The sequence below is a fragment of the Vibrio sp. genome (genome assembly GCF_048266485.1).
Classification (GTDB): domain Bacteria; phylum Pseudomonadota; class Gammaproteobacteria; order Enterobacterales; family Vibrionaceae; genus Vibrio.
Genome location: NZ_JBLWZK010000001.1, coordinates 398,181 through 411,215, shown reverse-complemented (window position 1 = coordinate 411,215; position 13,035 = coordinate 398,181). Strand labels below are relative to the sequence as shown.

The window sequence follows — 13,035 nt, the reverse complement described above, 5'->3', positions numbered from 1 at the left end:
ATTTTTTGACCATGGAGACTACTTGGGTATTGCTAATTGCCAGGTGAGCCATTCTGGTTCTGGCTCTTTATTGAGTAAGAATGTGGACTCTACCATTGCTTTTGGTTGTAAGGATTCATCGTCTGGTGTCGCAAAGGCAATACCGCCACGTAATACGTTATCTACTGTTCCGGCTTTTATTTTTGCGCCTGATAAGCCGATACTCACATTCACCCCTGAAACATTCCAAAATACTGAATTTTTACGGATCAGATAAGCATACTTAGGTTCAATTTCAATAGTGGTAATGACTCGATCAGCGAGATCACCTAGTTCGACATTGGTTACATGACCAATTTCAAAATCTCGATAAAGGATTGGCGCACCTACTTTTACCGAAGAACGACTTAAACTCTGTAAGTAGAAAGTGGTGCCATTGGTCGATTTTTCTTGAGTTTCAAGATTGAAGGTATAACTGAGTTGCGTGGAATCAGAAGGAGACACCTCGATATATGGGCTTAAGATAGTATCGATGTGTTTTGCTCCAGAGAGACCAATTTGAGGTGAGACTACCCAGAAGTGACTATCTTTCTTCGCGATGTTCTCGACATATTCAGGGAAGATGCGTGCTGAAATCTCAACATTTTTCCCCGGGAAGTTAAGGTGAACTAGCGTTACTTCACCAACTTGAACACCTTGATATTTAATCGGCATGCCTTTGTTTACGGTTTCATTTTCTTTTGTCAATAGAGTGATCTTACGTCCAAACTGGCGAGCAGATTTGTAATCCTGATATAAGATCCAATTATTATTAAATTTATTTTCAACACCTGCCAAGTTATCAAATGAGATACCACCTTTAAGTAAACTGGAGATTGGTGACGCGGTCACGCTAAGGCCGCTTAAGTTAGCATCGATTTTAACGCCAGAATGGTTCCAGAATACCGTTTGTTTGGTGAGTAAGTGCTTGTAGCGGTTTTCGATTCGAACTTGAATTTTAATGCCACCATCAACCAATGAAAATTGTGAGACTTTACCAACTTCTAAATTGCGGTACAGAATTGGACTACCAATCGAAATAGGGGGTAGGCTAGCGGCGAATAATGTTAAGTCGGTTGAGCCTGCCGTTTCATACTTAGCAAGATCGGCTAACGGTTTACTTGCGTATAAGTGGTACTCTGAATTGATTTTGTCATCACCAAGACTATCAAAGCTGACAGAGCCTGCAAGAAGACGCTTAATAGGAGGCATTGAGACGTTAATACCAGTACCAGTAAAGCTTGCGTCGACACTGGAGGTGATAAAGAATCGGCTTTTAGACTTAATTAAGTGCAAGTATTGGGTATCAATTTGAGCATCGAATCGAACACGTTCACCCTCAAGGTAAATTTTATTGATATTACCTACCGGAATGCCACGATAGAGAATTTGAGTGCCTTCTTCTAAACCGTAAGTGTCGTCTGCGGCTAAATTAACTTGTGTGGTTTGATGTGAAGCTCGTAGTAATTCATTCTTTTTCACAACGTTAAAATGACGCGCTCGTTGCCCTGTACCGGGTACTAAGCTCAGAAAGTTGCCGCGAATAAAGTTGCTGACATTTTTCATTTCAGTCAAAGAAAGTTTGGCTTCTTCTAAAACAAAGTGAGAGCCAGTATTTAACGTATCCGAAAATGCCGGCTGAATCGCGGCAGAGGCGACCACTTTACTTTTGTCATCAGATAAATTGATATCGGTTATTTGGCCTACTTCGATGCCTTTGTACATGATAGGGGCGTTAGCGGAAATATGACTATCATCTGGTAGGTTTATGGTAATTCGGATGCCACGACCCGCGGTTTTGATATCAGAGTAGAGTTTATAAACTTTATCGGCACTAATCGGTTGACCATCTTCTGGAGAATCAACCGCAATGGCTCCTATGAGTAATGAGTTCAAGCTTTCAAGTTGAACATTGACACCATTAAACCCAACACTGGCACTGACGCCACTCACATTCCAAAAACGACTGTCCGAATTAACAATATGAGCATATTCTTGTTTAATCGATATCTGAATTTTTACTGAGTTTGCATCATCGGCTAAGGTGAAATTGGTGACTTCACCGATAGGGATTTTTCTAAACATGATTTTAGAACCGACAGAAATAGCCCCTAAATTTTTTGAGGTTAGAGTGATATTGATGCCATTCTGAGCTCGGATATCCATCGGTTCTTCTTTAAGCGCCGTATACTCTTTGGAGAAATCGTGATTTTTATCATCCATCACATCTTCTGCAGGTTGAATGGCAATATAGTTTCCGGATACCAGTGCATCAAGGCCAGTAATGCCACTTAAACTTGCCTTGGGTTTTACTAACCAGAAACGGGTATCTTTAGATAAAAGTTTGGTGGCTTTAGGGTAGATATCGGCGGTAACATAAATGTCTTTTAAGTTATCTGATAGGCTGATTTTACGGATGATACCAACTTCTAAACCTTGATAACGAATTGTCGTTCGTCCTTCAATAAGACCTTGAGCATTAGTAAAGTGAATCTGGATACGTTGACCCATTTCACTATAACTTTTATAACCAAGCCAGCCCGCAAGACATAAAGCGATGATCGGTAAAATCCATAGTGGCGATATTTTATGGTCTTGTTTTAGTTTGACTTGGCTTTCTGGTATCTCATTGTTCATAAGAGGATTCATTCTTATTGTTAGTTTTAGACGGTGTATCCCAAATTAGGCGCGGATCTAAGCTTTCAGCTGCACACATGGTTAACACTACTACCGCAGCAAATGCCATTGCAGCCGGACCGGGTGAAAAGTCTAGAATTTGGTCACGGTCAACAAGTGCAATAGTGGTCGCAATGACAAAAAGATCTAAGATTGACCATTTCCCTATCCATTTTACAAAGAGATAGAGTTTCATTCTTTTATATTGGTCGAGTGATGATCTTAATTGTATATAGATCAAAATATAAGCTAAACCCACAATTTTAGCTACAGGGACTAAAATACTGGCCACGAAAATTACAATGGCGATAGGTATATGGCCCTTGGTTAAACTTACAACGCCCGAGAAGATGGTATCTTGATAACGAATACCATTGCTGAAAATGATCGATATTTCTAAAAAATTGGCAGGAATTAGAAAGACGGTTGCCGCAATTAAAAATGCCCATGTTTTTTGGATAGAGTTCGGTTTTCTATGGATGAGAGGACTATGGCAGCGTTGGCAGTAGTCATTGTTATCTTGCGATAGATGACAGTGCTGACAATGAGATTCTACCGTTATAATCTTTAACTTATTGCTGGGGCTCCAAGCTTCCCAATAGCGGCGGACACTCATACGTACGATTAATGTGATCGCAATAATTTGTGATAAGGTGATACAAATTAAGCCAATTTGCGGGGTAACGATGGAGTACTCAAGAAGTTTAAAAGCAGCTACAGCAATACTTAATAAGAAAACATCAATCATCCACCAATGTTTTACTTTTTGATAAGTGACAAGAGAACTTTTAAAAACAGTAAAATTCTTATGCTTTAATCCCCAATGCGCCCCAATCACAGAAGCAAATAACAACAGGGGAATAACCGATGAACATAGAAAAATTAAAATCCCAAGAGCGTAAAAACCATCATTAAATAGTGCAAATGCTCCTGAAACAAGTGTAGATGAAAAATTTATATTAATGAGGCGTATGGTAATAAAGGGAATGAATAAAGCAGGAATGAAAAATAGTAAGCCACTAAAAGCCAGCATTAAGTTGGTATTGAGCAAGAAGTCTTTGCCACGGTAAAGCAAGGTATCGCACCTAGGGCAGTGAGCATTAATTCCTAAACGCAAATCTTGGGTTGTGACCTTCATATCACAACAAGGGCAAATAATAGAATCCCGCGATTGCTGAATAATGTTTGGCGCATAACCTGAAGAAAGATTGGATAGATTATCCTCACCTTCTACTTTGGAATTCATGTCGTGAACATTATCAGCGCTCATATTGCTCTCTATTATTACTCTATTTATATACTAGGTTGTCATAGCTGTCTTTTTCGGCGTTACCGTATAACGTTTGGTATAATCCGTCTTTAATGACGAGTTCTCGGTGAGTACCACTTTGAATTACCTTGCCGTCTTCTAGAACATAGATAAGATCCGCTTGTTGTACCGCAGACAAACGATGGGCAACGATAAGAGTTGTACGCCCGTCAAGAAAGGTATTCATTGCTTTGTGTAGTCTGGATTCTGTTGCAGTATCTAAAGCGGATGTTGCTTCATCTAATATCACAAATTGCGGATTCGTTAATAACATACGAGCAATTGATAGTCGTTGCCTTTGCCCACCCGATAATCGAACGCCTTGTCGGCCCACTTGAGTATCTAAACCTTCAGAAAGTTGAGTGATTACATCATCGAGTTGGGCAATTTCTAGTACATGCCATAAAGCACTGTCAGAAAAGTCACTACCAAGTGTCAGGTTGTTCCTGAGGGTGTCATTAAATAGGATAGGTTGCTGTAATACAACTGCTATTTGGTCTCTAATCACTTCATAACCGATATTATCAGCATTTTCGCCGTTAAATTGGATTGTGCCCTTTTGGGGTTGATATGCACCGATAAGTAGCTGAATTAAAGTTGATTTTCCACCGCCGCTGGCACCAACAAGTGCCACTTTCTTGCCTGCTGGTATCGCTAGACTTAAATGGTTTAAGACTTGTGATTCATCATTATAAGCAAAGCAAACATTATTGATTTTGATATCAACAGGTTTATCCGTTTCAAATGGGTTAATCGTCGACGTGGGACGATGTTCTTCTTCTAATTGTAGTAATAAATTGATGCGTTGTAATGCCGCTTTAGCGCTGTACCACGAAAATTGAACGCCTAGTAGTTCTTGGACTGGCCCTAACATAAACCATAAATAACCAAACACAGCAAAAATCTGGCCAATAGTTAGGTCGCTAAATAACACCATTAACATGGCAACAGCGCGAAATAGCTCAAATCCTAAAAGGAAGAGCAAGAAGGACAAGCGTCCCACCGCTTCAGATTGCCAGGCAAACTTATCGGCATCTTGGCGTATTTTATCAGCTTGTTGCTTTAATTGTTCTAGATAGAGCTTTTCTTTATTCGATGCTCGTAACTGATAAATACCATCAAGCACTTCAATTAAACGATTCTGAAAACGCTCAAAGGATTGGTTTTCCCTTTGTTTCAGGTACTTAACTTTACTACCTAGTTTGCGCGAAAAGTAGATGACGATAGGGTTTACCAATAAAATAAATAACCCTAATCGCCAGTCTAAACATAACAATACAATGGCGGTGCCAAAAACAGTTAAAAAACTGATGATGAATTTACTGAGAGTGGTTCCAATAAAAGTATCTATGGTTTCAACATCGGTAATTAAGTGAGAATTAATGCCGCCACTGCCACGGGTTTCGTATTGTTGAATGCTAATTAATCCGAGCTTATCGAGCATTTTCGAACGAATGTGATAAGTGATGGTTTTTGATACCAAAGTAAACTGTCTGCTTTGTAGTATATTAAGTAGTTGGCTTGCGGTACGCATTAGCACGATCAGAAAAAAAACAAAGCCAATATATCCGGTTGGATTTTGCAGTGAATGGGGTAAGAGCATATTCATCAACTCAATGCCGCCAGATGGTTTGTTGAGTAAAATCTCGTCGACCATTAAGGGCATTAATAAGGGAATAGGCACACTAATAATAGTCGCCAAAATTGCTACCACATTGGCAAAGATTAATTTACCCTTGTGTTTCTTAACTTGAGTGAACAACCAACTCTGGTTAATCAAGTGCCTATCGTTATTATTCATATTTGATAATGATTCCTATTTGCGATGTAAGGCATTGTACGTAAATTGAAAAAAAGATGGAAGACAAAGCATGAGCCTAAAGATGTACCAGCGTATTACTGCTCAAGTAAAAGCATTAATTGAATCTGAACCCGATCTTATTGCTAATTTAGCTAATATTAGCTCGTTATTGAACATGGAATTAGAGGAAGTTAATTGGGTAGGCTTTTATTTGTTAAAAAACGACCAGTTGGTATTAGGACCTTTTCAAGGCTTACCAGCTTGTGTACGTATTCCATTAGGAAAAGGTGTGTGTGGTACTGCAGCTGCAGAGAATAGTGTACAGCGTATTTATGATGTCCATCAGTTTGAAGGCCATATTGCTTGCGATACCCAAAGTAATTCGGAACTTGTTATCCCGTTTTCGGTCAACAATAAAGTGGTTGGCGTTTTAGATATAGATAGCCCAAATATTGGTCGATTTTCGGAAGAAGATGAGCAAGGATTGGTCACAATGATGAAAGAAGTTGAGCAAGTATTGCAAACTCACTCTACAGAATAAAATCACATTAATTAAATAAATAGTATGAAACGTGCATTTTTGAGTGAAAAAAAACTTTTTATCGCTATATGGGCATAATAACCCATGTTAATTTGCACGTGTTGGTGGTTTTTCGTTTCCATCTCACTATAATAGCGTGAATTATTTATACGAACACCCGTGCGGATGAGACCGCACCAACCAGGAACCCTCATGGAAAACACTGAAAAGTTAAAGAACAGCAAAGAAGTCATTGCCTATATTGCTGAACGTTTCCCACAATGCTTTACTTTAGAAGGCGAAGCAAAACCTTTAAAAATTGGTATCTTTCAAGATCTTGCTGAGCGTCTAAACGAAGATCCTAAAGTAAGTAAAACTCAATTACGTGCTGCTTTACGTCAATACACGTCATCTTGGCGTTACCTTCATGGCGTAAAATTAGGCGCAACGCGTGTTGACCTTGATGGTAATGCATGCGGTGAGTTAGAAGCCGAACATGTTGAGCACGCTCAAACGACGCTTGCAGAAAGTAAAGCTCGTGTTCAAGCTCGTCGTAAAGAACAAGCTGATAAAAACCGCGAAGAAAGAGTGGCTAAAGCGAAAGCAAAAGCTGCGACACCTAGATCACCACGTAAGCCAAAAGCTGAATCTAAGAAACCTGCTCAAAAAGCGCCAGTCGTTGAAACTCGTGAATTGAAATCGGATGAAATTGTCATCGGTAAAGATATCAATGTAAACATGGGTCAAGGCAACATGGCTGCAACGATTGTTGAGATTAATAAAGACGATGTTCGTGTCCGTCTTGCTAACGGCTTACAAATGGTCGTAAAAGCGGAGCACTTGCGCGTATAAAAGGATATTCCTACGCATGAATTGCCGATTAAAATTTTCACTACTTGCTGCTAGCTTAACGCTAGCAGCAAACTCTGCATTTGCTGTACAGCCGACGATCAGCGAGTCACAGATTCCAACTCTTGTTCCTGAATCTCAGCATGCAATCGCAAGTCAACGAGTCACTAAACGTTTTACGCGTTCTCATTACAAACATTTCAATTTAGATGATGCTTTTTCTAAAGGTATTTTTGATCGCTACTTAGAATCCCTTGATTATAACCGTAATATTTTTACTCAAGCTGATATTGATAGTTTCAAACCATTTGAAACGGATATTGATGATCAATTAAAGTCGGGTGATACCAAAGCTGCGTTTGATATGTTTAATCTATCAATGAAGCGTCGTTACGAGCGTTTTTCTTATGCATTAACGTTGCTCGATAATGAAATCAAGTTTGATACTGATGAGAAAATGGAACTTGATCGTTCTAAAGCTGCATGGCCGAAGGATACAGCTGAAGTTGATGAGCTGTGGCGTCAAAGAGTGAAGTATGATGCATTAAACCTTAAATTGACTGGTAAAGAATGGCCAGAAATTAAGGAATTATTAACTAAACGTTATAACAATGCCATCAAACGAATTACTCAGGCTCATAGTGAAGATGTTTTTCAAATCTACATGAATGCGTTTGCTCGTCAAATCGATCCACATACTAGTTATCTGTCGCCACGTTCAGCAGATGAATTTCAATCTGAGATGAGCTTGTCGTTAGAAGGAATAGGTGCGGTTCTACAATCGGAAGATGATTATACTATTATCCGTTCGCTAGTAACGGGTGGCCCAGCTGCAGGTTCGAAAGAACTTTCTGAAGGGGATAAAATCATTGCGGTTGGTCAAGATGGTAAGAAGATGGTTGATATCATTGGAATGCGTCTTGATGATGTCGTGCAACTGATTAAAGGTCCGAAAGGTACTAAAGTTAACCTGCAAATCTTGCCGGAAGGGAAGAATGCAAAAAGTCACGTTGTCACAATTATGCGTGATAAAATTCGTTTAGAAGACCGTGCCGTTAAATCAAAAGTTATTGAAAAGAATGGCAAAACGATCGGTGTATTAGAAGTACCTAGTTTCTACGTTGGATTAGCAAAAGATACTAATAAGCTACTCGCTGAGTTTAACCAGAAGAAAGTGGATGGTGTCGTTGTTGATTTACGTAACAATGGCGGCGGCGCATTAACAGAAGCGATTGATTTATCCGGTTTATTTATCACTCAAGGACCAGTGGTTCAGGTGCGTGATAGTTATGACCGAGTCAATGTTGATAGTGATACTGATGCCGTTGAGCATTACGATGGTCCATTAACGGTACTAATTAACCGCTACAGTGCGTCGGCATCTGAAATTTTTGCCGCGGCAATGCAAGATTACGATCGTGCAATTATTCTTGGCGAAAATTCTTATGGTAAAGGAACGGTACAACAGCATCGTTCATTGACGCATATTTATGATACGTTCGATCAAGAATTAGGCTACGTTCAATATACGATTCAAAAATTCTACCGTATCAGTGGTGGCAGTACACAAAGAAAAGGGGTATCACCTGATATTCCATTCCCAAGTGCGATTGCTCCTGAAGATACAGGGGAAAGTGTAGAAGATAATGCTTTGCCTTGGGATCAAATTCCTGCGGCTAACTATACTCCAGTTGAATCGAAAGACGCATTACAAGCTAAAGTTGCGAAATTAACCACTTTACATAAGCAGCGTATTGCTAACGACCTTGAGTTTTCATTTATTCAGCAAAATATTGAGAAATATCAAGCAGAAAAAGATGATACGACGATTTCCTTAAACGAGAAATTCCGTGAAGCTGAAGTCGATAAAGCGGATAAAGAGCGATTAGATCGCGTGAACAAGCGTCAAAAATTAGCAGATAAACCAGAGTTTAAGACTCTGGATGATATCCCTAAAGACTATGAAGCTCCAGATGCTTACTTAAATGAAGCTGTAGCTATTACTGCAGATTTATCAAGTAGTTAGTTGTATTTGTTTTGTTTTATTTATATCAAGCGAGGCCATTTAGGTCTCGCTTTTTTTATGCAATTCAATTTGTCGCTCTCAAAACATACAACTATCCTTAATTCATAGGCTCAAGTCTTTTCCTTTTCGATATGCCTGAGTGAAGAGCCTTTGTCTTGTTTACAATGTTTTGGGAGAGGCGGATGAAAAGTTTAATTGTGTTATTAAGTAGTCTTGCCTTAGGGGCTTCAGCATTCGAGTCACCTAAAAAATATGATATGTTTTTGTTCGATAATCCTTTTTTGATTGGACAATGGCATGTGATTAATCCTTCCCCAGAATTAATCCCCGAAGATTTCCTATCGATTACTCTGCAATTAGAATCTAACTATCAATTTGAAATTCAAATTAAGCGTAAAGATCATACGGTTCACTCATGGTCTGGCAAATACTCCATTAGTAGTACAGAAATTATTTTGGGTATTCAGTCTGAGGTTCCTCAATCGTATCAATATAGTGTTAATGCTAACCAACTATTACTAAATGGTGTGGCGTTTAACAAAACAGTACCTAAAAATTTATCTGGTTATTGGCGTAGTGTTGAAGTAAAAGGTCGGGATGTTACTTCTAGTTCCGTATCTGATATTGATTTGGTTCTATATCCCAACTTTTATTTTTCTATTCAATCTTTTAATGAGAAAGGTAATAACAAGTATCGCGACGGCGTTTACTATATAGAAGACAATTATATTTATTTTATCTATAGCGATGGAGAGCAGTCATCTCAATTTGCATTAAATTCTGATCACTTAGTATTGAGTAGCCATGATGTTGATATGTACATTGCTTTTCAGCGTAGCAATTTAAAGCTTCATTGAAAAATAGCAAAGACAGCTTAATAAATAATCATAATAGCTTTTGTTACAGTGATTAATAGCATTTCTGCTGTGGGTTAATGGGAAATATCAATATTTTGTGCAAGAATGCTGTTATACCAATCAAATAATTGATGAGATCGGTATTACTCATTCGAACATGAAAAGGATTGAATATGACTCACCAGCCACAAGCTAAGTACCGTAAAGATTATACTTCTCCAGGTTTTACGATTAGCGAACTCGATTTAACTTTTGATTTGTTTGATCAAGAGACAACGGTTACTGCTGTCTCTAAAGTGATTAAGCAAAAAGATAACTCAACACTTACCTTGGACGGTGAGCATATGGAGTTGGCTGGTATTCAAGTTGATGGAGTGGAGTGGTCAGCTTATGAGCTTACTGATACCAACCTTCATATTCATGATTTACCGAAAGAATTTGAATTAACCATCATCACTAAAGTTAACCCATCTAAAAATACGGCATTAGAAGGTTTATATAAATCTGGCGGCGCATTTTGCACTCAGTGTGAAGCCGAAGGTTTCCGTCGAATTACTTACTTCCTTGACCGCCCAGATGTGTTGGCAAAATACACCACCACTGTGATTGCGGATAAAGAAACCAATCCTTACTTGCTAAGTAATGGTAACCGAGTGGATAGTGGTGATCTTGATAATGGTCGTCATTGGGTGAGGTGGTCGGATCCACACCCGAAACCATCGTATTTATTTGCTTTAGTAGCTGGCCAGTTTGATGTATTAAGAGATCAATATACGACAACGTCTGGCCGTAAAGTAGAGTTAGAAATCTTTGTTGATCAAGGCAATCTAGATAGAGCGCCGCACGCAATGACTTCACTTATTAATGCTATGAAGTGGGATGAAGAACGCTTTGGATTAGAGTATGACCTTGATATTTATATGATTGTGGCGGTTGATTTCTTCAACATGGGTGCAATGGAAAACAAAGGTTTGAACGTTTTTAACTCTAAGTACGTATTAGCGAATGACCAAACTGCAACCGATACTGATTACTTAGGCATTGAAGCGGTGATTGGTCATGAATATTTCCATAATTGGACGGGTAACCGAATTACTTGTCGTGATTGGTTCCAATTGAGCCTGAAAGAAGGCTTAACGGTTTTCCGTGACCAAGAGTTTTCTTCCGATCTAGGCTCGCGCGCTGTAAATCGTATTAATAATGTTCGCATTATTCGTGGCCCACAATTTGCTGAAGATGCCAGCCCAATGTCACACCCAATTCGTCCTGAAAAAGTAATAGAAATGAATAACTTCTATACTTTAACTGTGTATGAAAAAGGTAGTGAAGTGATCCGAATGATCCACACATTACTGGGCGAAGAGAATTTCCAAAAGGGCATGAAACTTTACGTTGAGCGTCATGATGGAACTGCGGCGACTTGTGATGATTTTGTTGCGGCAATGGAAGATGCATCTGGAGTCGATTTACAGCAATTCCGCTTGTGGTACAGCCAATCAGGGACGCCACAAGTAAAAGCGACCACAAGCTATGATCAGCAAAATAAAACCTTCACTTTACAACTGACTCAAGTGACGGCAGCAACACAAGATCAGCCTGAAAAACAAGCCCTACATATTCCAATGAATGTTGAGTTATATGCTCAAGATGGCAGCATCATTCCTATGGTTATCAATGGTAAACCCGTCGGCAATGTGTTGAATTTTACCCAAAATGAACAAAGTTTTGTGTTTGAAAATGTCTCAGAAAAACCGGTGATCTCGTTATTACGTGAGTTCTCTGCACCAATTAAATTAGAGTACGATTACTCGGATGAAGATCTGATGTTCCTAATGGTCAAAGCACAGAATGAATTTGCTTGTTGGGATGCTGGGCAGAACTTGATTGCGAAATATTTGCGTCAAAATATCGCTGCATTCCAAGTGGGCAAAGAGCTATCACTGCCGCAATCAGTACTCGATGCTTTTAAAGGTATTTTACTAAGTGAAACGTTAGAGCCTGCTTTTATCGCGGAAATGCTCACACTACCAAGTCAGAATGAAGTAGCAGGTTGGTTCAAACCGGTTGATGTAGATGCGATCGCTGAGGCACTAGGCTTTATGAAACATGCCATTGCTGCAGAATTAGTTGAAGAACTAACGGCTATGTATCACAGCTTAAAGCAAGAGCAGTATTCGGTAGAGCATGATTGTATTGGTAAACGTTCATTACGTAATACTTGTTTAACTTATTTGGCCGTAACGGATGACGGTGAAAAACTGGTCACAGCACAATATCAATCTGCAAATAATATGACAGATACGATGGCGGCGATGAGTTCAGCCAACCAAGCACAATTGGCTTGCCGTGAATCATTAATGAAAGATTTTAGTGATAAATGGAGCCATGATGGTTTGGTAATGGATAAATGGTTTATGTTGCAAGGAACTAATCCTGCAAATAATGCTTTAGAGATGATTAAGCAAACCATGTCTCATGCTGCATTTAGCCTGAAAAATCCAAATAGAACGCGCAGCTTGGTTGGGGCTTTCTTTGGACAAAACCCAGTGAATTTCCACGCCATTGATGGTTCGGGTTACCAATTTGCCAGTGAAATTCTTATTCAACTAAATGAAAGTAATCCGCAAGTTGCTTCTCGTATGATCGATCCTTTATTGAAGTATCGCCAATATGATGAAACTCGTCAGGCGCTTATTCGTACAGAGCTAGAAAAGTTATCGAAGCTTGAGAAACTTGCTAAAGATCTTTACGAAAAAATTAATAAAGCACTAGAGGCGTAACTTTACTCCTAACGATTTTCGTCACATTAAGTAATCAATCTATAAGCAGTCTTCGGGCTGCTTTTTTTCGTTTTTGCTTTTGGGAAACGGTCTTTGAGAAAAAGGGGGATTTATCACTTTTATGTATAAAAAATACCGTCAAATTACTTCCGCTATAGAGAAAGTGATTGTAACTAATCGCTTAAACAGATGTTTAATT

Annotated in this window: 8 protein-coding genes; 5 read left to right on the top strand and 3 right to left on the bottom strand. The window is 39.1% G+C overall.

Annotation, left to right across the window (positions count from 1 at the left end):
* Positions 1–18 precede the first annotated feature (18 nt).
* The 3 genes from ACN0T8_RS01895 to ACN0T8_RS01885 are packed head-to-tail and all read right to left on the bottom strand — an operon-like array spanning position 19 to position 5,804.
* Positions 19–2,655 carry an MlaD family protein gene (locus ACN0T8_RS01895; RefSeq protein ID WP_417878981.1) on the bottom strand — a complete coding sequence of 879 codons (2,637 nt, stop codon included), beginning with the start codon at positions 2,653–2,655 and terminating at the stop codon, positions 19–21.
* Complete coding sequence (locus ACN0T8_RS01890) at positions 2,645–3,940, bottom strand: PqiA/YebS family transporter subunit (RefSeq protein WP_417879479.1); 1,296 nt, start codon at positions 3,938–3,940, stop codon at positions 2,645–2,647. The genes ACN0T8_RS01895 and ACN0T8_RS01890 overlap by 11 nt, the downstream gene beginning before the upstream one ends.
* A 43-nt stretch (positions 3,941–3,983) precedes the next feature.
* Positions 3,984–5,804 carry an ABC transporter ATP-binding protein gene (locus ACN0T8_RS01885; protein WP_417878980.1) on the bottom strand — a complete coding sequence of 607 codons (1,821 nt, stop codon included), beginning with the start codon at positions 5,802–5,804 and terminating at the stop codon, positions 3,984–3,986.
* A 70-nt stretch (positions 5,805–5,874) separates the two neighbouring features.
* On the opposite strand from ACN0T8_RS01885, the gene ACN0T8_RS01880 reads away from it, so the two are divergent.
* The 5 genes from ACN0T8_RS01880 to pepN all read left to right on the top strand — a co-directional run bounded on the left by ACN0T8_RS01880 (position 5,875) and on the right by pepN (position 12,836).
* Positions 5,875–6,345 carry a GAF domain-containing protein gene (locus ACN0T8_RS01880; RefSeq protein WP_417878979.1) on the top strand — a complete coding sequence of 157 codons (471 nt, stop codon included), beginning with the start codon at positions 5,875–5,877 and terminating at the stop codon, positions 6,343–6,345.
* A gap of 192 nt (positions 6,346–6,537) precedes the next feature.
* Positions 6,538–7,176 carry an RNA chaperone ProQ gene (gene proQ, locus ACN0T8_RS01875; RefSeq protein ID WP_417878978.1) on the top strand — a complete coding sequence of 213 codons (639 nt, stop codon included), beginning with the start codon at positions 6,538–6,540 and terminating at the stop codon, positions 7,174–7,176.
* A gap of 16 nt (positions 7,177–7,192) precedes the next feature.
* The gene (prc, locus tag ACN0T8_RS01870; protein WP_417878977.1) at positions 7,193–9,199 is read left to right on the top strand and encodes a carboxy terminal-processing peptidase; all 2,007 of its coding nucleotides are present in this window, start codon (positions 7,193–7,195) and stop codon (positions 9,197–9,199) included.
* A gap of 182 nt (positions 9,200–9,381) precedes the next feature.
* Positions 9,382–10,056: a hypothetical protein gene (locus ACN0T8_RS01865; protein WP_417878976.1), complete on the top strand. Its 675-nt coding sequence runs from the start codon at positions 9,382–9,384 to the stop codon at positions 10,054–10,056.
* A gap of 173 nt (positions 10,057–10,229) precedes the next feature.
* The gene (gene pepN, locus ACN0T8_RS01860; RefSeq protein ID WP_417878975.1) at positions 10,230–12,836 is read left to right on the top strand and encodes an aminopeptidase N; all 2,607 of its coding nucleotides are present in this window, start codon (positions 10,230–10,232) and stop codon (positions 12,834–12,836) included.
* Positions 12,837–13,035: the final 199 nt, after the last annotated feature.